The organism is Pseudooceanicola sp. LIPI14-2-Ac024 (assembly GCF_042188925.1).
Taxonomy (GTDB): Bacteria; Pseudomonadota; Alphaproteobacteria; order Rhodobacterales; family Rhodobacteraceae; genus Pseudooceanicola.
In genome coordinates this window covers 2,790,104-2,809,828 of the sequence record NZ_CP170102.1, presented here as the reverse complement: position 1 = coordinate 2,809,828, position 19,725 = coordinate 2,790,104, and the positions used below count along the sequence as shown (strand labels likewise).

Annotated in this window: 18 protein-coding genes; 13 read left to right on the top strand and 5 right to left on the bottom strand. The window is 68.8% G+C overall.

Features of this window, described 5'->3' with window-relative positions:
- The first annotated feature begins 25 nt into the window (after window positions 1-25).
- The 7 genes from ACE2AC_RS13750 to trxA are packed head-to-tail and all read left to right on the top strand — an operon-like array spanning window position 26 to window position 10,424.
- Window positions 26-1,552 carry a PAS-domain containing protein gene (locus ACE2AC_RS13750; protein ID WP_375687941.1) on the top strand — a complete coding sequence of 509 codons (1,527 nt, stop codon included), beginning with the start codon at window positions 26-28 and terminating at the stop codon, window positions 1,550-1,552.
- Window positions 1,553-1,590: 38 nt separating this feature from the next.
- Complete coding sequence (tsaE, locus tag ACE2AC_RS13745; RefSeq protein ID WP_375687939.1) at window positions 1,591-2,067, top strand: tRNA (adenosine(37)-N6)-threonylcarbamoyltransferase complex ATPase subunit type 1 TsaE; 477 nt, start codon at window positions 1,591-1,593, stop codon at window positions 2,065-2,067.
- On the top strand, window positions 2,057-3,091 hold the full coding sequence (locus tag ACE2AC_RS13740; protein ID WP_375687937.1) for an aminoglycoside phosphotransferase family protein: 1,035 nt from the start codon (window positions 2,057-2,059) through the stop codon (window positions 3,089-3,091). The genes tsaE and ACE2AC_RS13740 overlap by 11 nt, the downstream gene beginning before the upstream one ends.
- On the top strand, window positions 3,067-3,750 hold the full coding sequence (locus ACE2AC_RS13735) for a nucleotidyltransferase family protein (RefSeq protein ID WP_375687935.1): 684 nt from the start codon (window positions 3,067-3,069) through the stop codon (window positions 3,748-3,750). The genes ACE2AC_RS13740 and ACE2AC_RS13735 overlap by 25 nt, the downstream gene beginning before the upstream one ends.
- Window positions 3,743-6,676, top strand: coding sequence for a double-strand break repair protein AddB (addB, locus tag ACE2AC_RS13730; RefSeq protein WP_375687933.1), 2,934 nt, complete (start codon window positions 3,743-3,745; stop codon window positions 6,674-6,676). Before ACE2AC_RS13735 ends, addB begins: the two co-directional genes overlap by 8 nt.
- Window positions 6,673-10,044, top strand: coding sequence for a double-strand break repair helicase AddA (addA, locus tag ACE2AC_RS13725; RefSeq protein WP_375687932.1), 3,372 nt, complete (start codon window positions 6,673-6,675; stop codon window positions 10,042-10,044). The genes addB and addA overlap by 4 nt, the downstream gene beginning before the upstream one ends.
- 59 nt (window positions 10,045-10,103) lie before the next feature.
- Window positions 10,104-10,424, top strand: coding sequence for a thioredoxin (trxA, locus tag ACE2AC_RS13720; protein ID WP_375687930.1), 321 nt, complete (start codon window positions 10,104-10,106; stop codon window positions 10,422-10,424).
- A 60-nt stretch (window positions 10,425-10,484) separates the two neighbouring features.
- On the opposite strand, the gene ACE2AC_RS13715 is transcribed toward trxA, so the two are convergent.
- On the bottom strand, window positions 10,485-11,390 hold the full coding sequence (locus ACE2AC_RS13715; protein WP_375687928.1) for a hypothetical protein: 906 nt from the start codon (window positions 11,388-11,390) through the stop codon (window positions 10,485-10,487).
- 99 nt (window positions 11,391-11,489) lie between these two features.
- On the opposite strand from ACE2AC_RS13715, the gene hslV reads away from it, so the two are divergent.
- Window positions 11,490-12,044, top strand: a complete 555-nt coding sequence (gene hslV, locus ACE2AC_RS13710; protein ID WP_375687926.1) for an ATP-dependent protease subunit HslV — start codon at window positions 11,490-11,492, stop codon at window positions 12,042-12,044.
- On the opposite strand, the gene ACE2AC_RS13705 is transcribed toward hslV, so the two are convergent.
- A complete protein-coding gene (locus ACE2AC_RS13705) occupies window positions 12,041-12,328 on the bottom strand; it encodes a BrnA antitoxin family protein (RefSeq protein WP_375687924.1) in 288 nt (95 codons plus the stop codon). The genes hslV and ACE2AC_RS13705 overlap by 4 nt on opposite strands.
- A gap of 189 nt (window positions 12,329-12,517) precedes the next feature.
- On the opposite strand from ACE2AC_RS13705, the gene hslU reads away from it, so the two are divergent.
- From hslU to ACE2AC_RS13685, 4 genes are all read left to right on the top strand, one after another.
- Window positions 12,518-13,825 (top strand): ATP-dependent protease ATPase subunit HslU, encoded by a 1,308-nt coding sequence (gene hslU, locus ACE2AC_RS13700; RefSeq protein WP_375687922.1) that lies wholly within the window; start codon window positions 12,518-12,520, stop codon window positions 13,823-13,825.
- 63 nt (window positions 13,826-13,888) lie between these two features.
- Entirely contained in the window at window positions 13,889-14,173 is a 285-nt protein-coding gene (locus ACE2AC_RS13695; protein WP_375687920.1) for a hypothetical protein, read from the top strand.
- Between the two features lie 51 nt (window positions 14,174-14,224).
- Window positions 14,225-15,448, top strand: a complete 1,224-nt coding sequence (locus tag ACE2AC_RS13690; RefSeq protein ID WP_375687918.1) for an MFS transporter — start codon at window positions 14,225-14,227, stop codon at window positions 15,446-15,448.
- Between the two features lie 107 nt (window positions 15,449-15,555).
- Entirely contained in the window at window positions 15,556-16,779 is a 1,224-nt protein-coding gene (locus ACE2AC_RS13685; RefSeq protein WP_375687916.1) for an MFS transporter, read from the top strand.
- Here the strand turns inward: ACE2AC_RS13685 and ACE2AC_RS13680 are convergent.
- The 3 genes from ACE2AC_RS13680 to ACE2AC_RS13670 are packed head-to-tail and all read right to left on the bottom strand — an operon-like array spanning window position 16,762 to window position 19,048.
- Window positions 16,762-17,349, bottom strand: coding sequence for a Smr/MutS family protein (locus ACE2AC_RS13680; protein WP_375687914.1), 588 nt, complete (start codon window positions 17,347-17,349; stop codon window positions 16,762-16,764). The two genes, ACE2AC_RS13685 and ACE2AC_RS13680, sit on opposite strands and share 18 nt — an antisense overlap.
- Entirely contained in the window at window positions 17,346-18,353 is a 1,008-nt protein-coding gene (locus ACE2AC_RS13675) for a murein transglycosylase A (protein WP_375687912.1), read from the bottom strand. Before ACE2AC_RS13675 ends, ACE2AC_RS13680 begins: the two co-directional genes overlap by 4 nt.
- Window positions 18,354-18,388: 35 nt before the next feature.
- Entirely contained in the window at window positions 18,389-19,048 is a 660-nt protein-coding gene (locus tag ACE2AC_RS13670) for a Tim44/TimA family putative adaptor protein (protein WP_375687910.1), read from the bottom strand.
- Window positions 19,049-19,151: 103 nt separating this feature from the next.
- On the opposite strand from ACE2AC_RS13670, the gene ACE2AC_RS13665 reads away from it, so the two are divergent.
- Complete coding sequence (locus ACE2AC_RS13665) at window positions 19,152-19,679, top strand: FxsA family protein (protein ID WP_375687908.1); 528 nt, start codon at window positions 19,152-19,154, stop codon at window positions 19,677-19,679.
- Window positions 19,680-19,725 lie beyond the last annotated feature (46 nt).

The window sequence follows — 19,725 nt, the reverse complement described above, 5'->3', positions numbered from 1 at the left end:
TGTCCGCAGTCCGCGAGGGGGAACCATGCCGGATCTCGACCTGTCGGCGATCCTCACGATCGTCGCGATTTCCTGTTCCGCCGCGCTTCTCGCGCTACTCTCCACCGCCGCCTTCGCCCGCATCCGCTGGCAGGCCGCGGCGACCGAAGGCGACCACTGCGACCACGAGACCCCGATCGAATTCCTGTTTCACAACGGCGAGTTGCGCGATCTCACACCGCCCGCGGCCGAGGTGCTGGCCCCGGTCGAATACCGCGTGTCGGACTGGCAGAGGGTGGGCGAGGCGCTGTTGCCGCGCTTTCCCGGTTTCCCCTCCGACCCGCCGGCCCGCGGCGTGCACCGCTACGACGCGCGCGGCGCCCAAGACGGCGCCTGGGTCGAGGTCGTGACCGGCGCCGACGCCCTGCGGGTCATCGTGCACGAGGCCACGCCGGGCGACACCGCCGACCGGCACCTGCGGCGGCTGGCGGAAATCCAGATGCGCCGCACCGACAGCGCCGTCGCCCGCGCGCCGTTCCCGATCTGGGCCACCGATGCCAAGGACGCGGTGCGCTGGTCGAACCTGGCCTACCAGCGGATCTCGCGCGCGCATCCCGACGATCACCAGAGCGTGCTGGCCACCGGCCTGCCCCTGCCCCGCGGCGAAACGCCGGTGACCGCCCGCGTCCAGGTCGGGGCCGAGGCCGAGGGCCAGCCCGGCACCTGGTACGACGTCTCGGTCATGCGGCACGGCGACCGCTGGCTGCACTACGGCGTCGACGTCTCGGCCGTGATCCGGGCCGAGATCGCGCAGCGCAATTTCGTCCAGACGCTGACCAAGACCTTCGCGCTGCTGTCCATCGGGCTCGCGATCTTCAACCGCGAACGCCGCCTGACGCTCTTCAATCCCGCCATGATCGACCTGACCGGGCTCGAACCCGAGTTCCTCAGCGGCCGCCCCTCGCTGCCCTCGTTCTTCGATGCACTGCGCGAACGCCGGGTGATGCCCGAACCCAAGAACTACCGCGGCTGGCGCGAGGCGATTTCCGATCTCGACGCCCGCGCCGCCGACGGCAGTTTCGAGGAAACCTGGAGCCTGCCGTCCGGCGCGACCTTCCGCGTCACCGGGCGCCCCTATCCCGACGGGGCCATCGCCTTCGTGCTGGAGGACATCAGCGACAAGATCGGCATGTCGCGCCGGTTCCAGCAACTGACCAAGCGCACCCAGTCGGTGATTGATACCTTCGACGAGGCGGTGGCGATCTTTTCCCCCGGCGCGCGCCTGACCCTCTACAACACCGCCTACGCCCGGCTCTGGGGCCTGCCCGAAGAGATGCCGGCAGAGGACGAGATCACCGTGCTGCAGGCCACCCGGCACTGGCAGGAGCGCGCCCAGCCGACGCCGATCTGGGGCGAGCTCAGGGATTTCGCGTCGGATTTCGGCGCCCGCGCGGAATGGGACGGCGAGGTGCGCCTGACCGACGGGCGGCGGGTCTACTGCCGGTTCGTCCCCCTGCCCGACGGCGCCACGATGGCCGGGTTCCGCGAGGTCCGCGAAACCGTCCGCGCCTGATCCCTTGCAGGCCCGCACCCGCCGCGTAATCTGGCGGCATGGGGCAGATCACCGTCACGCTGAACACCACCTCGGAAGAGGACACCGCCCGCGCCGCCGCGCGGCTGGCCCCGCTCTTGCGGCCCGGCCATGTCCTGCTCCTCGAAGGCGGGATCGGCGCCGGCAAGACGCATTTCGCCCGCAGCCTGATCCGCACCGTGCTGGACACGCCCGAGGACATCCCCTCGCCCACCTTCACGCTGGTGCAGAGCTACGACACCCGGCACGGCGAGCTCTGGCATGCCGACCTCTACCGCCTGTCCCATCCCGACGACGTGATCGAACTGGGTCTGACCGAGGCGTTCGAGGATGCGATCTGCCTTGTCGAATGGCCCGACCGGCTGGGCGACCTTGCGCCCGACGGGGCCCTGCACCTCAGCTTTTCGGTTGTCGGGGACTCCGCCCGCACGATAACCATGACCGGAGACCGGGAAATCTGGCATGATCTGCTGAATGAGGCGGGAATTGAGCACTAGAACCGCGGCCTGCGCCGCCTTCCTCGACCGTCACGGGCAATCCGCGGCGGTCCGCACGCCGGTGTCGGGCGATGCCTCGAACCGCCGGTACGAGCGGCTGGCGCTGGACGGCCGCACCACGATCCTGATGGACGCACCGCCGGAAAAGGGCGAGGACGTGCGCCCCTTCATCCGGATCGCAACCCACCTGCGCGCCTGCGGCCTCTCGGCCCCCGAGATCCTCGCCGCGGACGAGGCGCAGGGCTTCCTGCTGCTCGAGGACCTGGGCGACGATCTCTATGCCCGCATCCTCGAAACGCTTTCCGGCAGCGCGCTGGCCGAGGCCGAGATGCGGCTCTATGCCCCGGCGATCGACGCCCTCGCAGACCTGCACGCCGCCCCTCTGCCCGCCGGGATCGCTGCCTACGACGCCCCGCTGATGTCGGACCTCGCCGCCCTGCCCTTCGACTGGTACCTGCAAGGTCTGGGCCAGCCCGATGCCGCCGGCCGCGCCACGTTCCATGCGGCGATCCGCGCGCGGCTCGCCGAGCTGGATCGCCAGCCGCAGGTCCTGATCCTGCGCGACTACCACGCCGAGAACCTGATCTGGCTGCCCGGTCGCGACGGCGCGGCGCGGGTCGGCCAGCTGGATTTCCAGGACGCGATGGCGGGCCATCCGGCCTATGACATGGTCTCGTTGCTGCAGGACGCCCGGCGCGACGTGTCGCCCGACCTCGCGCAGGTGATGATCGCCCGGTACTGCGCCGCCACCGTCACCGACCCCGAGGCCTTTGCCGCCGCCTACCACCTGCTGGGCCTGCAGCGTAACATGCGGATCCTCGGCGTCTTTTCCCGCCTCTGCATCCGTGACGGCAAGCCGCGCTACCTGGGGTTCATCCCCCGCGTCTGGGATCACATCCAGCGCGACCTGGCCCACCCGACGCTGGCCGACCTTGCCCCGCTCGTCACCGGCGCGCTGCCGCCGCCCACACCGGACCGCCTGGCGCGGCTCAAGGAGCAATGCGCATCACCCCTGACAGCCTGATGATCTTTGCCGCCGGGTTCGGCACCCGGATGGGCGCGCTGACCGCGCAGAGGCCGAAACCGCTGATCGAGGTCGCGGGCCGGCCACTGATCGACCATGCGCTGGACTGGGCGGACGATGCGGGCCTCGGCCGCGTCGTGGTGAACACGCACTACCTGGGCGACCAGATCGCCGACCACCTGCGCGGGCGCGACGTGGCCATCTCGCACGAGCCGGCGATCCTGGAAACCGGCGGCGGGCTGAGGCAGGCGCTGCCGCTCCTGGGCGACGGGCCGGTGATGACGCTGAACCCCGACACGCTCTGGACCGGGCCGAACCCGCTGACCCTGCTCCGCGCTGCATGGGATCCGGTGCGGATGGATGCGCTCTTGCTCTGTCTGGAGCCTGAATCGACCCGCGGCCGCAGCGGCCCCGGCGATTTCACCCTGTCGCCCGACGGCCTGCTGACCCGCGGCGGCCCCGTCGTCTACGGCGGCGCGCATATCCTGAAGCCCGAGGGCCTGCACGAGATTGCCGAGGATGCCTTTTCGCTGAACGTCCTCTGGAACCGGATGATCGCCGCGGGCCGCCTGCATGGATTGATCTATCCCGGAACGTGGTGCGACGTCGGCCGTCCCGAAGGCATCGCACTGGCCGAAGAGATGCTGGCGGATGTTTGATCCGCTGCCGCATCCGCGCCTTTATGGCATGGCCCCCGGCGCCGATTTCCCGGCGGCGCTGGTGGCGCATCTGCACGCCGCCTTTGCCGGGCGTCCGCCGCAGGACCTGGCCCGCGTCCGGCTGATCGTGAACACCCGCCGGATGGCCCGCCGGGTGCGCGACCTGTTCGACAGCGGCCCGGCGCTGTTGCTGCCGCGGATCGAGCTGATCGGCGATCTCGGCCAGTCGCACCACCTGGCCGACCTGCCCGAGGCCGTGCCGCCGCTGCGCCGCAGGCTGGAGCTGGTCGAACTAATCTCGGCCCTGCTGGCCGCCGAACCCGACCTTGCCCCGCGCGCCGCGCTCTATGACTTGGCCGACAGCCTCGCCCGGGTGCTGGACGAGATGCAGGGCGAAGGCGTCGCGCCGGAGGTGCTCGAGGGGCTGGACGTCAGCGACCTCTCGGGCCACTGGGCCCGCGCCCTGCGGTTCCTGACCATCGCCCGCCAGTTCCAGAGCGACGCGGACGGGCGACTCGACACCGAGGCGCGGCAGAGGCTGGTGATCGAACGCACCATCGCCGACTGGCAGGCCAATCCGCCGACGGATCCGGTGATCCTGGCCGGCTCCACCGGGTCGCGTGGATCGACCAACCTGCTGATGCAGGCGGTCGCGCGGCTGCCGAATGGGGCCGTGGTGCTGCCGGGGTATGACTTCGACATGCCGGTCGGGGTCTGGGACAGCCTGACCGACGCGCTGACCGGCGAGGATCATCCGCAGTTCCGCTTTGCCCGGCTGCTGAACGGGCTGGGCATGACGCCCGACCAGGTGTTGCAGTGGCCGGGGGTCGCGATCCCCTCGGCCGCGCGGAACCGCGCCGTGTCCCTGGCGCTCCGCCCGGCGCCGGTGACCGACCAGTGGATGCGCGAAGGCCCTGAATTGCCTGACCTTTCCGGCGCAATGGCGGATGTGACACTGGTCGAGGCGCCGTCGTCCCGGGCCGAAGCGCTGGCCATCGCCATGCGCCTGCGACAGGCCGCCGAGGACGGCGTGACCGCCGCGCTGATCACGCCCGACCGGATGCTGACCCGGCAGGTGGCCGCCGCGCTCGACCGCTGGGCCATCGTGCCGGACGATTCCGCCGGCCTACCGCTGCAGCTTTCGCCGCCGGGCCGGTTCCTGCGCCACGTCGCCGACCTTTTCGCCAACCGCCTGACCGCCGAGGCGTTGCTGACCCTGCTGAAGCATCCGCTGACCCATTCCGGCGCGGACCGCGGGCCGCACCTGCTGTTCACCCGGGCGCTGGAAATGCGCCTGCGCCGCAAGGGCCCGCCGTTTCCCGATGCCGAGGCCCTGCGCGCCTTTGCCGAGGCCGAGACGGATCCGGCCGCGGCACCCTGGGCCGAATGGGTCATCGGAACGATCCTCGACCGCCACGCGCCGGGGGCACAGCCGCTGTCGGACCGCGTGGCGGATCACCTGTCGCTGGCCGAACGGATCGCCGCCGGGCAGCCGGGCGAGGGGGCGGGCAAGCTCTGGGATGACGAGGCCGGGCGCGAAGCCGCCGCGGTGGCCGAGGAGCTGCGCCGCGAATCCGGGCACGGCGGCTCCGTCGCGGCGCGGGATTATGCCACGCTTTTCAACGGGGTGCTTGACCGGGGCGAGGTGCGCGACCGCGACACCGGGCATCCCGGCGTGCTGATCTGGGGCACGCTCGAGGCACGGGTGCAGGGCGCCGACCTCGTCATACTCGGCGGGCTGAACGAAGGCGCCTGGCCGGAACTGCCGCCGCCCGATCCCTGGCTGAACCGCGAGATGCGGCACAAGGCGGGCCTGCTGGTGCCGGAACGGAACATCGGCCTGGCCGCGCATGATTTCCAGCAGGCGATCGCCGCGAAAGAGGTCTGGCTGACCCGGTCGGTCCGCACACAGGACGCCGAAACGGTGCCGTCGCGTTGGATCAGCCGACTGACCAATCTGCTCGACGGGTTGCCCGGCGAGGGGCAGGCGTCGCTTGCGGCGATGCGCGGGCGCGGGTCGGAGTGGATCGCCCGGACCCGCGCGCTCGAGGCTGTCGAGCGGGTGGATCCGGCACCGCGCCCGGCGCCGCGTCCACCGCGCGAGGCGCGGCCGAGGCAACTTTCGGTCACCGAGATCCAGCGCCTGATCCGCGACCCCTACGCCGTCTACGCCAAGCGGGTACTGCGCCTTGGCCCGCTGGACCCGCTGATGGCGGTGCCCGACGCGCTGCTGCGCGGGACGGTGCTGCACGAAGTGCTGGAAACCTTCGTGTCAGAGACGAAATCGGACGCCTCCGCGCTCAATCCCGAAACGCTGCTGGCGATCTGCGACGCGGTTCTTGCGCGCGAGGTGCCCTGGGCCGAGGCACGGCACCTCTGGCGGGCACGGCTGGCGCGGGTGGCCGAAGGTTTCCTGGCTGACGAGGCGATCCGCCAGAGCCTTGCGCAGCCCGCGAAATTCGAGGTGAAGGGCAGGGCGGAGATCGCCGAACTGGGCTTTACCCTCACGGCCAAGGCCGACCGGATCGACCTCGACACCGACGGCAACGCGCGGCTCTACGACTACAAGACCGGCGCGCCGCCCAGCAAGAAGAAGCAGATCCATTTCGACCGGCAGCTCCTGCTCTCGGCCGCGATGGCCGAACGCGGGGCGTTCGAGGGGATGGAGCCGCGCCACGTGCTGGCCGCGACCTACATCGGCCTCGGCGGATCCGCCGGCGAGATGCCCGCACCGCTGGACGAGATCCCGCCCGCGCAGGCCTGGGCGGATTTCGTCACCCTGATCGAGCTCTTCCTGGGCGACGAGCAGGGCTTCACCTCGCGCCGGGCGATGTTCACCAAGGCCGAGCAGGGGGATTACGACCAGCTGGCCCGCTTCGGCGAATGGGACGTCACCACCGAACCCGACCGGGGAGAGCTGACATGACCACCCCGCGCAACGACGCCACCGAACGCCAGGTCCGCGCCGCCGCGCCGGGCCGGTCGACCTGGCTGTCGGCCAACGCCGGGTCGGGCAAGACCCGCGTCCTGACCGACCGGGTGGCGCGGCTGCTGCTGTCGGGGGTCGAACCGCAGCACATCCTCTGCCTGACCTACACCAAGGCCGCGGCGAGCGAGATGCAGAACCGCCTGTTCAAGCGCCTTGGCGGATGGGCGATGAAGAGCGACGAGGACCTGCGGAAGGAACTGGAAGAGCTGGGTGCCGAGGGGCAATTCAACCTGTCCGACGCCAGAAAGCTCTTTGCCCGCGCGATCGAAACACCCGGCGGGCTGAAGATCCAGACGATCCATTCGTTCTGCGCAGCGCTCCTGCGGCGCTTCCCGCTCGAGGCCGGGGTCAGCCCGCAGTTTTCCGAGGCCGAGGACCGCGCCACCGCGCTTCTCAGGGCCGAGATCGTCGAAGAGATGGCCGGCGGCGACGAGGCCGCGCTGGTTGCCGGCATGGCCCGGCACCTGAGCGACGAGACATTCGACGAGATCACCCGCGACATCGCCGGGCATGCGGATGCCTTCCGCACCGAGTTGCCGGATGCGGAACTGACCGCGCTCTTCGGCCTGCCGTCCGGCTTCGACGCCGCGCTGCTGCGCCGGATGGCATTCCCGACGGGGTGTGAAGACCTGCTGCCCCGGCTGGCGGCGGGGCTGGCCGCGGGCAGCACGACGGATGCCAGGAACGCCGACAAGCTGCGCGGCCTGCGGATGCCGTCGCTGTCGGCCCTGCCGGTGCTCGAGGGCGTGTTCCTCTCGGGCAAGTCCGCGAAGGACCCGTTTTGCGCCAAGATAGGGTCTTTTCCGACGAAAAGGACGCAGGCCGACCTGGCCGACATCATGCCCGAGGTCGAGGCCTGGATGCACGCCGTCGAAGCCGCGCGCGAGCCGCGGATGGCGCTGGCCGCCGTGGCGCGGATGCGCGCGCTGCATGATTTCGCCCGTACTTTCCTGGTGCATTACGAAACCGCCAAGCAGCAGCGCGGGTGGCTCGACTTCAACGACCTGATCCTGCGCGCCCGCGACCTGCTGAACGATCCGACGGTGGCGGCCTGGGTGCTGTTCCGGCTGGACGGCGGCATCGACCATATCCTGGTGGACGAGGCGCAGGACACCAGCCCGGAACAGTGGGCGGTGATCGAACGGCTGGCGCGCGAATTCACCAGCGGCGAGGGCGCGCGGGCCGAGCGCACGCGCACGATCTTTGTCGTCGGCGACAAGAAGCAGTCGATCTATTCCTTCCAGGGCGCGGATCCGCGTGAATTCGACCGCATGCGCGAGGATTTCGCCGCCCGCCTCGCCCCGTCACCCAGCCCGCTGCAGGTGATGGAGCTGGCCTATTCCTTCCGCTCGGCCCCCGCCATCCTGTCGCTGGTCGACACCGTCTTCGAGGGCCGCGAGCGCGCCGGCTTCGGGGGCGAGGAACCGCACCGCGCCTTCAAGTCCGGCATGCCGGGGCGGGTGGACCTCTGGCCCGTGGTCGACAAGGTCGACACCCCGGACGACCAGGACTGGACCGCGCCGGTGGACCAGCTGGGCAAGGACGATCACCGCGTCGACCTGGCCCGCAGGATCGCCGGGGAAATCGCGGAGATGATTGCGCGCAAAGACACTATTCCAAGCGAAATCGGCCACTCCGGCACATTCGAGATGCGGCCGGTCACCGCCGGGGATTTCCTGATCCTGATGCAGCGCCGGTCCGACCTGTTTCACGAGATCATCCTGGCCTGCAAGGAACAGGGCCTGCCGATCGCCGGGGCCGACCGGCTCAAGGTCGGGGCGGAACTGGCGGTGCGCGACCTCGCCGCGCTGCTGTCGTTTGTCGCGTTGCAGGACGACGAGCTGTCGCTGGCCGTGGCGCTGAAATCGCCGCTCTTCGGATGGAGCGAACAGATGCTCTTCGACCTCGCGCACCGGCGCGGGGGCCAACGCCTCTGGCCCGCGCTGCGCGCCCGGCGCGAGGAGTTTCCCGAAACGGTCGCCATGCTCGACGACCTGCGGCGACAGATCGACTTCCTGCGGCCCTACGACATGATCGAACGTATCCTGACCCGGCACGACGGACGGCGGAAGCTGCTGGCCCGGCTGGGGGAGGAGGCCGAGGACGGGATCGACGCGCTGCTCGACCAGGCGCTGTCCTATGAACGCAGCGCGGTGCCCAGCCTGACCGGGTTCCTGGTGTGGATGGAGACCGACGAGCTCGAGATCAAGCGCCAGCTCGACAGCGCGGGCGACCGGATCCGGGTGATGACCGTGCACGGCTCCAAGGGTCTGGAATCGCCCATCGTGATCCTGCCCGACACGGCGCAGCGGCGCGAAACCGTGATGGACCGGCTGCTGCCGATGGGGGACCGGATGGTCTGGGGCACCCGCGCCGACAACACGCCTGCCGCGCTGGAGGCCGCCCGGGGTGCGCTGGCCGATGCGCGGCGCGACGAACGGGACCGGCTGCTCTACGTCGCGCTGACCCGGGCCGAGAAGTGGCTGATCGTCGCCGCCGCAGGGGATCTGGGCAAGGATGGCGCGGCCTGGCATGACCGGGTGCGCGCCGGGATGGAGACATTGGGGGCGGGTGAGGCCGATTTTCCGACCGGGCGCGGGCTGCGGCTGGAAACCGGCGACTGGACCGGCGCGGCGGCAGAGGTCGCAGTGGCCCCCGACGCCCCGGCGCCCGTCCTGCCGGGATATTTCGCCACCCCGGTTACGACGATCCCCGAGCGATTTGCCACCCTCAGCCCCTCGGACCTGGGCGGGGCCAAGGCGCTGCCGGGCGAGGCCGGGCTGGACGAGGCGCAGGCCAAACGGCGCGGTCGGCAGGTGCACCGCCTGCTGGAACATCTCCCCGCCGATGCGCCCGAGAGTTGGCCCGAAGCCGCCGCGCGGTTGCTGGGGCAGGGCGTTGACGGGGCCGAGGGGGCGGAACTGACGCTTCTGCTGGACGAGGCGCGTCGCGTGCTGGAAAAACCGGCGCTGGCCGCACTCTTTTCCGGCGAGGCGCTGGCCGAGGTGCCGGTGTCCGCCGACATCGGGCTGGCCGACCGCCTGCACGGGGTGATCGACCGCCTGATCCTGTCAGACGACCGTGTGCTGGCGGTGGATTTCAAGACAAACGCCGTGGTGCCCGACCGTGTCGAGGATATTCCCGACGGGCTGCTACGCCAGATGGGCGCCTATGCGGCCGCGCTGGAAAAGGTCTTTCCCGGCAGGCGGATCGAAACCGCGATCCTCTGGACCCGCAATGCGACGCTGATGTCCCTGCCTCAGGATCTTGTGATGCGGGCGCTTGAGTCAACAAGGTCTGCTTGACGCCCCAAGGGGGGATGCCTACGTTTGATGGCGACATTCAGCCAGCCAGGAGCAAACCAATGGCGACCGTAGCCGTGACGGACGATACGTTCGAGGCCGAAGTGATCAATTCCGACAAGCCCGTTGTCGTCGACATCTGGGCAGAATGGTGCGGGCCCTGCAAGCAGATCGGCCCGTCGCTGGAAGAGCTGTCCGAAGAGATGGCGGACAAGGTGAAGATCGTGAAGGTCGACGCGGACTCGAACCCGCAGTCGGTCATGTCGATGGGTGTCCGGGGCATTCCGGCGCTGTTCATCTTCAAGGACGGTCAGATCATCTCGAACCGGACCGGTGCCGCGCCGAAGGCGGCGCTGCAGAACTGGATCGCGGAATCGATCTGAGCTTCGAAGTCATTCGATTGAAGCGGGCGCCCTCGGGCGCCCGTTTTCGTTTCGGGCGGCTCAGACCGGCCAGCCGTGCTGCCGCAACCGCGCGGCGATCCTCTCGTCCGCCTCGGGCCGCCCGGCGTTGATCGACATCACCTGCCAGAACCAGTGCAGGTAGCCGTCGAAATCCGGCTGCATCCCTGGCGCCGCGCGGATCGCGGCCTCGGCCCCCATCTCGGCCACGTTGGCCGCGATATGATGGAAATCGATAGCGGCGAAGAGTGCGCAGGGTTTGCCGAAGAAGTAGCCGTTGAAGGCCACCGCCGAGTTTTCCGTGACCACGTAGTCGCAGTGCGTCAGGTGGCGTACCATTTCCCCGCTCGACACGCTCAGCCGCGGCTCGGCCCATTCCAGCGCCTTCAGCGCGTCGAGGTCCGAAGCGCTGTAATCCTCGCCCGGATGCAGCGTCGCCTCGACCCGGCGGTCCGGGTCATGCGCCAGAACAGCGCGGATCATGTCGAGCGGCGCACAGGCCTGGAACGACCTGTGGGCCTGCAGCCGGCCCTGCAGGGGCACGTAGACATAGCCGTCGCGCCGCGGCGCGACCTCGCCGAACAGCCGCTGTCGCCAGAAGCCGGCGAAGCGCCTTACCTCGGCCCGGTCCGCCGCGCCGGGAAAGGGGGCGCGGGCCACGTCCCACTCCCATCGGGCGGCCGACGCCTCGATCGCCCAGAACGGATAGTGGTAGACCCGGCGCACCGTCAGGGCGCGGTCGTGGGTCGGCGGGTCCATGTGGAAGAGGTCGTATCCGTCAAGCGCCGCGCAGGCGCGGCGCGTGCCTTCACTGTTCGGAACCAGCATGACGGTCATGCCCGCCGCTTCGCACACCGCCTTGACCTTGTTGAGGAAATTGTGCCGCCCCTCGCTGACGCTGGTCAGCAGATCGGGATCGAGGTGGAAGCGGACGACGCCATCGTTCATGGCGCGACGCTAGCCCTGCGCCCGGCGCCGGACAAGGCCCGCCCTTGTCGCCCGGGCGGGCAGGGGACATATAGGCCGGAACACGATACGGAGGTTTTCATGGCTGACACGTCTTTCCCGGGCTGGCACGGCACCACGATCATCGGCGTCCGCAAGGGCGGCAAGGTGGTCATCGCGGGCGACGGGCAGGTCTCGATGGGCGACACCGTGATGAAGGGCACCGCCCGCAAGGTGCGCCGCCTGACCCCCGGCGGGTACGAGGTGGTCGCCGGTTTCGCCGGCTCGACCGCCGACGCCTTCGCCCTGCTGGAACGGTTGGAAGCCAAGCTCGAGGCGACGCCCGGCCAACTGGCACGGGCCAGCGTCGAGCTCGCCAAGGACTGGCGCACCGACAAGTACCTGCAGAAGCTCGAGGCGATGCTGATCGTGACCGACGGCAGCGACCTGCTGGTGATCACCGGCGCGGGCGACGTTCTGGAGCCCGAGCATGACGTGACCGCCATCGGATCGGGTGGGAACTACGCCCTCGCCGCTGCGCGGGCGCTGATGGAGACCGACAAGGACGCCGAGGAGATCGCCCGCACCGCGATGCGGATCGCCGCGGACATCTGCGTTTACACCAATGGCAACCTTACGGTCGAAACCATCGGCTAACCGGGTTTCTTCGCCTCCATGTAGGCGCGCAGGACCGCGTTCATCCGGGTCTGGTAACCGGGGCCTTCAGCCTTGAAGAAGGTCAGAACGTCCTGATCCACCCGGAGCGAGATCGCCTGTTTCGGTTCGGGGATGACGAGGACGGCGGAATCCCAGTCGAGTTCGAAATCGTCTTCGTCCTCGCCTTCGAAATCGCCTTGGGCGCGGACACGGTCCCAGTCAGTTCGGCTTTTCATCTTCCGGATTTCGTCCAGAGTATAGCTCTTGATATCTTCGTCGCTCATGTCTCCGCGCCCTTCTTGCGGTGATGATCCGGTAATTTCCCTGCCGCCTCTTCGGCGACCACATTCGGCGGTCATGGTTAACGGCGAACTAACCTCACCGTGCATACACAACCTGTATATACACGAACCCACCCCTTCAATCCAGCCCCGCGAATGCGTATCTGTCCCCCGAACCCGAAAGGACATGCCATGACCGACCTGACCCCGCGCGAGATCGTCTCGGAGCTTGACCGTTTCATCATCGGCCAGAAGGACGCCAAGCGTGCCGTCGCCGTGGCGCTGCGGAACCGCTGGCGGCGCAAGCAGCTGGCCGACGACCTGCGCGACGAAGTCTATCCGAAGAACATCCTGATGATCGGCCCCACCGGCGTCGGCAAGACCGAGATCAGCCGCCGGCTGGCCAAGCTGGCCCGCGCGCCGTTCATCAAGGTCGAGGCGACGAAGTTCACCGAGGTGGGCTATGTCGGGCGGGACGTCGAACAGATCGTGCGGGACCTGGTCGACAGCGCCATGGCGCAGACCCGCGAGTACATGCGCGAGGACGTGAAAGCCAACGCCCACAAGGCCGCCGAAGAACGGGTGATCGAGGCGATCGCCGGCAAGGACGCCCGCGAGGGCACGCGCGAGATGTTCCGCAAGAAGCTGCGCGACGGTGAGCTGGACGAGCAGGAGATCGACCTGGAGGTTTCCGACACCTCGAACCCGCTGGGCATGATGGACATCCCCGGACAGCCGAGCGGGCAGATGGGCATGATGAACCTCGGCGACATCTTCGGAAAGGCCTTTGGTGGCCGCAAGGTCCACAAGCGGATGAAGGTGCGCGACAGCTACGAGGTACTGATCGGCGAAGAGGCCGACAAGCTGCTGGACGACGAAACGGTAAAGCTGGCCGCGCTGAAATCGGTCGAGGAGAACGGCATCGTCTTCCTCGACGAGATCGACAAGGTCTGCGCACGGGCCGACGCGCGCGGCGGTGATGTCAGCCGCGAGGGCGTGCAGCGCGACCTGCTGCCGCTGATCGAGGGCACGACCGTCAGCACCAAGTATGGCCCGGTCAAGACCGACCACATTCTCTTCATCGCCTCGGGCGCCTTCCACATCGCCAAGCCGTCGGACCTGCTGCCCGAGCTTCAAGGCCGCCTGCCGATCCGGGTTGAGCTGCGCGCGCTGACCGAAGAGGATTTCGTCCGCATCCTGAAGGAAACCGACAACGCGCTGACCCTGCAATATTCGGCGCTGATGGGGACCGAGGATGTGAAGGTCACCTTCACCGAGGACGGGATCGCCGCGATGGCCAGGATCGCCGCCGACGTGAATTCCACGGTCGAGAACATCGGTGCCCGCCGTCTCTACACCGTGATCGAGCGGGTGTTCGAGGAGCTGTCCTTTACCGCGCCCGACCGGGCAGGGGACGAGATCACCATCGACCGCGCCTTTGTCGAAGAGAACGTCGGCAAGCTGGCCGAAAGCGCCGACATCTCTCGCTACGTGCTCTGACGCGCGGCTTGCCTCGGCCCTGCACCCCCGATCATAGTGGGCGCAGGTCAGGAGGAGGCGGCGGTGAAACGGCTGCTCAGCATCTCGCGGTATCCGGCCATCGTGGTCTTTGTCATCGCCGCGGTTTCGGCGGCGGCGGTGGCGCTCGGCTCGCTGAACCTGCTGACCTCGGGCCTGGCGCTGCTGCGCTTCGTGCGCGAACACGGCTGGACGGCGATCATGGTCGGCGGCTGGCGGCAGGTGGTCGAGATCGCGCTCTACGGTTGCGTATCCCTGGCGTTTTTCCTGCTTTTCAAGATCTGTGAATCCGACCTCGTGATCCGCTATCGCAACTGGCAGGATCGCTGAACCCTCGCGATCTCACTTTCCTTTCCCGGCGAAACGCGGAACACAGCTTGCATGGGCTTCGTCCGCTTCCTCCGCAACAACTCTGCCTGGCTGTCGGCCGGGGCGCTTCTGTCGTTCCTGTCGAGCTTCGGGCAGACCTTCTTCATCTCGGTCTTCGCCGGGCAGATACGGGACGACTTCGGTCTGAGCCTGGGTCAATGGGGCGGCATCTACACGCTGGGGACGGGCCTCTCGGCGCTGGTGATGGTCTGGGCGGGCGGGCTGACCGACCGGTTCCGTGCCCGTACGCTGGCGTCCGGTGTTCTGATCGCGCTGTCGCTTGCCTGCGTGGCGATGAGCCTCGCGACCTCGGTCGCGGCGTTGGTGGTGGTGATCTTCCTGCTGCGGTTCACCGGCCAGGGCATGACCAGCCACATCGCCATCGTTGCCATGTCGCGCTGGTTCGTCGCCTCGCGCGGGCGGGCGCTGTCGATCGCGACGATGGGTTTCGCGATCGGTGAGGCGTTCCTGCCGCTGATCTTCGTCTCCCTGCTTGCGACTTCGGGCTGGCGATCGCTCTGGCAGGTCGCGGCGGTGATCGTATTGGCGGGGCTCGTCGTCGTCCTGCTCCTCCTTCGCCGCGAACGTACGCCGCAGTCCGTTGCCGAGAGCAGTTCTGCCACCGGGATGATGGGGCGGCACTGGACCCGGGCCGAGGCGATGCGGCACTGGCTGTTCTGGCTGATGCTGCCGGTGATCAGCGGGCCGCCGGCCTTTGTCACCACCTTCTTCTTTCACCAGGTCTACTATGCCGACCAGCACGGATGGACGGTGATCGCGCAGGTCGCCCTCTACCCGGCCTACACGCTTTTCGGCCTGCTGATGGTCTTTGGCTGGGGCGCGGCGCTCGACCGGGTGGGGACGGGGCGGTTGCTGCCGTTTGCCTACCTTCCGATCGCGGTCGCATTCCTCTTGTTCGGCACCGCGACGACGCTGACCGGCGTGGGGATCGGGCTGGCCTTCATGGCGGTCACGGTCGGCGCGCAAGCGACCCTGCCGATGGCGTTCTGGGCCGAGTATTTCGGCACGCGGCACATCGGGTCGATCAAGGCGGCGGCCGCGGCGGCGATGGTCATGGGCTCGGCCCTCGGGCCCGGAGTGTCGGGGCTGCTGATCGATCTCGGGGTCGGGATCGGCACGCTCTACCTCTGGATCGCGGTCTGGTTCCTGCTGTCGAGCGCGGCGATGTGGGCCGGGATGCGGCGGGCGCGCCCGCTGCTGACCGCCGCGGGCTGAGCCGGCACGAACGCTCTTGCAACGTTGCTTCTGGCGAGGGGCGGGAAAGCGGCCTACGCCTGTCGCATGACGGCGATCCACATCACCCGGGCCCGCGGGGGCCGCCGATGACCTACCTGCGGTTCCTCAGGGAAAACGCGCAGTGGCTGGGCGCGGGATTCCTGCTGATCTTCATGTCGGGCATTGCCCAGACCTCATTCGTCGCGATCTTCACCGGCGCGATCCGGGATGAATTCGGGCTGAGCCACGGACAGTGGGGCGGCATCTATTCGCTGGCCACCGCCGCGTCGGCGGTGCTGATGCTGACCTTCGGCGGGGTCGCCGACCGGTTCGGCGCGCGCTGGCTGGGCACGGCGGTCCTGCTCGGGCTCGCGCTGGCCTGCCTTATGGTCTCGCTCGCGCAGGGCCTGATCGCCCTCGCGGCAGCGGTGTTCCTCCTGCGGTTCCTGGGGCTTGGCATGACGGCGCATGTCGCGCTGGTCGCCACCGCGCGGTGGTTCGCACGGACGCGGGGCAAGGCCGTCGCCGTGGTCATGTCGGGCTTTGCCTTCAGCGAGGCGATCCTGCCGGTGGCCTTCGTCGCCGCGCTGGAGACGACCGACTGGCGCATCCTCTGGCGGGTCATGGCGGGCATGGTCCTGGTCGGCGCGGTCCTGCTGCCGTTGATCCTGCGCGGCGAACGCATCCCGGCGGGCGACGAGGTGACCGGAGAGCAGGTCGGCATGGGCGGCGTGCACTGGACGCGGGGGAGGGTCCTGAAGCATTGGCTGTTCTGGATGATGGCACCCAGCGTGGTGCTGATGCCGGCCGCGATTTCGGGATTCTTCTTTCACCAGGTGCATTTCTCGGCGCTGGCCGGGGTCGAGCATGTCGCCTTCGTCGCTCTGTTTCCGCCGTTCACCATCGCGCTGTCGCTCTGTTCCTTCGCCTGGGGCTGGGCCACCGACCGCTGGGGCCTTGCCGTGCTCTTTCCCTGGTCACTGCTGCCTGCCGCCGCCGGGTTCGCCTGCTTCGCCGGGGCCGAGGGGATCGGGTTGATCGCCCTCGGCATGCTGGGGGTCGCGATCAGCTTCTCGGGGCAGGACGTGATGCGCACGGCCTTCTGGCCGGAATACTTCGGCTCCCGGCACTTGGGCAGCATCAAGTCGGTGGCGATGGCGCTTGTGGTGCTGGGCACCGCCATTGGCCCGGGCTTGAGTGGGGTGCTGATCGACATGGGTGTTGGACTGCGGGTGCAGTTCGCGGCGGTGGTGGTGCTGATGCTGGTCGCCAGTGCCGCGATCAAGATCGGGCTGACCCGCGCGCGTCCGCTGCTAGCGGTGCCGGCGTAGGTAGATGTAGTAGGCGCCGCCGCCGCCGTGGCGGATGTGCGCGGGCGTGACCTGCAGCACCAGCGCCGAAAGCGGCGGCACGCCCAGCCAGTGCGGCACCTGGTGGCGCAGGACGCCGCGCCGGGTCGGGATCACGTCACCGTCGTCCTGGTCGCGGCCCTTGCCGGTGATGACGAGCACCAGGCGGCGGCCCTCGCGGTGGCTGCGCAGGATGAAACCGGTCAGGGCTGTGTGGGCGCGGTCCTGGGTCATGCCGTGCAGGTCGATCCGCGCCTCAGGCTGCAGCTTGCCGCGCTTCATCCTGCCGTGCGCCTTGCGGTCCATCCGGACCGGCGCGTTCGACAGGTGATCGTGGATCGGCTGCATCAGGTCATGCGACCCGCCGCGGTCGCGGGACGACTGACCGATGGTGAAGTCCGGCAGGTCGGGGCGCGGGGCCGGGGCAGGGGCCTTGGGCGTCGGCTTGAGCGCGGCGGGCAGGTCGCGCCGCGTGTCCGGGTGCATCTTTTCGGTGGTGTCGGCCACCTTGCGCCAGAGCTCGGCCTCTTCGGGCCTGAGCTTGCGGCTCATTCCGTGACCTCGTCGAGCATGGCATAGGCGCGCTGGATCGGCATCAGGACAACCATGCGTCCCTCGTCCTTGAGCTGCCCGGCGGCGCGCCCAGCCTCGGATCCGGTGCCGAAGAAGATGTCGGCCCGCTGCGCGCCCTTGATGGCGGACCCGGTGTCCTGGGCCACCATCAGCCGGTGCAGCGGCCCGGCCCCGGCTTTTTCGATCCAGACCGGCGCGCCAAGCGGGGTGTGCGCCGGGTCGACGGCGATGGTCCGCATCGGCGTGACCGACCGGTTCATCGCGCCAAGCGGTCCGCGGTTGGCCGGGACGTGCGACACCACGCGGAAGAACACGAAGGACGGGTTGTGTAGCAGCAGGTCCAGCCCCTCGACCGGGTTCCGCGCCACCCAGTTGCGGATCACCTGCGCCGACACCTGGTGCGCTTGGTAGACGCCCCGGCGGACCAGTTCCATCCCGATGGACCGGTAGGGGTGCCCGTTGCCGCCGGCATAACCGACGCGGAGCGCATCGCCCCCCGGCAGACGGATCCGGCCCGACCCCTGGACCTGGAGAAAGAAGAGCTCGACCGGGTCGTCGACCCAGGCGATCTCGAGCCCGCGGTTCTTGAGGTGCTCGCCCTCCTCGATCTCGCGCCGGGACAGGAACACGCCCTCCTTCGCCTCGGGCGGCATCTGGTAGAGCGGGTAGCGGTGGCGGTCGTCGGGGGTGAGGGCGCCGTCCAGTTCGGGTTCGAAGTAGCCGGTGAAAAGGCCGGGCGCGCCGTCCTCGATCAGGACGGGACGGAAGAACAGTTCAAAGAAGGCGCGGGCGTTGGTCTGGTCGCGGGCCGCGGCGCAGAGGGCGCGCCAGTCGGGCGCGTCCATGTCGCCGCATGTTTCGAGGAATACGTCGAGGGCCGCCTGGTGATCGTCGGCGGCCCATCCATCGAGCTGGTCGAAGGTCAGGATGGTCCGCGTGATCTCGGGCACGATGTCTTCGCCGCTTGCGGACACGGTGGTCATCAGGCCTGCTGCAAGGGCCGCAAGCCAGCGCCGGATCATTCGCCCGTGGCGACCAGCTGCCAGTTCGGGTTGTCCGAACCCATCCGGCGCGCGAACGTCCAGATGTCGCGCTGCGTCTTGACCTGCCCGGGCACGCCTTCGACGATCTCGCCCTGCGCGTCGCGCACGACCGAGGTCAGCTGGCCGGTGAAGCGCACCGTCAGTTCCGCCTCGCCGGTCGCCTCGTCGAAGGTCGCGGCATTCAGGCCGGTTTCGCGGACGCCGATGAACTCGGCCTCGATATGAAGGCCCTGCTCCTCACGCGCCTGCACGACACCGGCGAAGCTGTCGTAGACGTCTTCGGACAGGAACGGCTTGATGTCCTCGATCTTGCCGGTCTCGAAGGCCATCAGGATCATCTCGTAGGCGCTGCGCGCGCCGCCGAGGAATTCGCCAACGTTGAAGCTCGGCTCGACCCGCTTCATCCGGTGCAGGGCATCGGCGGCGGGGCTGCCTTCGTCGACGTGGTCGGTGATGTCGCGATCCGGGCTGCCCTCAATCACGTCAAAGTTACGGGGACGGCTGGGCTGGGCGTCCGTGCGGGCCGGCGCAGGCTTCTCGAATCCTTCGCGCGTGCCAAGCACCGACCGCAGCCGGAGGATGAGGAACACGGCGATTCCGGCCAGCACCAGAAGCTGAAGGATGGGCGAATTCATGCGGGTCCTCTCTGGCGGGGCATGGCAAGATCGTCTCTTGCTTCCTATGTAGGGGGTCACCGGTGCCGAGTCCACCGCACCGCCATCAAAGGAGTGTGGCTTCATGTGGCTGCTTCTGGCCTTCATTGCGGTTCCGATGATCGAAATCGCCCTGTTCATCCAAGTCGGCGGGATTATCGGCCTGTGGTGGACCCTCGGCATCGTGCTGGCGACCGCGGTGATCGGCACGTACATGGTCAAGGCGCAGGGCCGGCAGGTGCTGGACCAGGTGCGCCGGTCCTTCAACGAGCTGTCCGATCCGACCCAGCCGCTGGCCGAGGGGGCGATGATCCTCTTCGCGGGCGCGATGCTTCTGACGCCCGGCTTCTTCACCGACACAGTTGGCCTGCTGCTGCTGATCCCGCCGGTGCGGCACTTTGCCTTCCGGTTCATCAAGAAACACGTGAAGGTCCAGTCGATGTCCTACGGCTTTTCCACCGGCCCGCAGGCACAGCCCCGGCCGGGCCAACCGCGGACCGGCGGCAGCGGTGACGTGATCGACGGCGAGTTCCGCGACCTCGATGCCGATTTCGAAGAGCTTGACCCCCCGAAACGCCCCACCCACCGGCCGTCGGAGTGGACCAGGCATTGAGGCGCGGGGCATAGGCTGCTAGGACCCTTCCCGACCTCAGGATCCT

What these genes read in the sequence shown, in the direction of transcription:
- ACE2AC_RS13680 (WP_375687914.1), bottom strand. Translation starts at nt 17,349, where the DNA reads ATGAGCCGCAAGCTCAGGCCCGAAGAGGCCGAGCTCTGGCGCAAGGTG.
- ACE2AC_RS13670 (WP_375687910.1), bottom strand. Translation starts at nt 19,048, where the DNA reads ATGAATTCGCCCATCCTTCAGCTTCTGGTGCTGGCCGGAATCGCCGTG.
- ACE2AC_RS13705 (WP_375687924.1), bottom strand. Translation starts at nt 12,328, where the DNA reads ATGAGCGACGAAGATATCAAGAGCTATACTCTGGACGAAATCCGGAAG.
- tsaE (WP_375687939.1), top strand. Translation starts at nt 1,591, where the DNA reads ATGGGGCAGATCACCGTCACGCTGAACACCACCTCGGAAGAGGACACC.
- hslV (WP_375687926.1), top strand. Translation starts at nt 11,490, where the DNA reads ATGGCTGACACGTCTTTCCCGGGCTGGCACGGCACCACGATCATCGGC.
- ACE2AC_RS13735 (WP_375687935.1), top strand. Translation starts at nt 3,067, where the DNA reads ATGCGCATCACCCCTGACAGCCTGATGATCTTTGCCGCCGGGTTCGGC.
- ACE2AC_RS13665 (WP_375687908.1), top strand. Translation starts at nt 19,152, where the DNA reads ATGTGGCTGCTTCTGGCCTTCATTGCGGTTCCGATGATCGAAATCGCC.
- ACE2AC_RS13715 (WP_375687928.1), bottom strand. Translation starts at nt 11,390, where the DNA reads ATGAACGATGGCGTCGTCCGCTTCCACCTCGATCCCGATCTGCTGACC.
- trxA (WP_375687930.1), top strand. Translation starts at nt 10,104, where the DNA reads ATGGCGACCGTAGCCGTGACGGACGATACGTTCGAGGCCGAAGTGATC.
- addA (WP_375687932.1), top strand. Translation starts at nt 6,673, where the DNA reads ATGACCACCCCGCGCAACGACGCCACCGAACGCCAGGTCCGCGCCGCC.
- ACE2AC_RS13690 (WP_375687918.1), top strand. Translation starts at nt 14,225, where the DNA reads ATGGGCTTCGTCCGCTTCCTCCGCAACAACTCTGCCTGGCTGTCGGCC.
- hslU (WP_375687922.1), top strand. Translation starts at nt 12,518, where the DNA reads ATGACCGACCTGACCCCGCGCGAGATCGTCTCGGAGCTTGACCGTTTC.
- ACE2AC_RS13675 (WP_375687912.1), bottom strand. Translation starts at nt 18,353, where the DNA reads ATGACCACCGTGTCCGCAAGCGGCGAAGACATCGTGCCCGAGATCACG.
- ACE2AC_RS13685 (WP_375687916.1), top strand. Translation starts at nt 15,556, where the DNA reads ATGACCTACCTGCGGTTCCTCAGGGAAAACGCGCAGTGGCTGGGCGCG.
- addB (WP_375687933.1), top strand. Translation starts at nt 3,743, where the DNA reads ATGTTTGATCCGCTGCCGCATCCGCGCCTTTATGGCATGGCCCCCGGC.
- ACE2AC_RS13750 (WP_375687941.1), top strand. Translation starts at nt 26, where the DNA reads ATGCCGGATCTCGACCTGTCGGCGATCCTCACGATCGTCGCGATTTCC.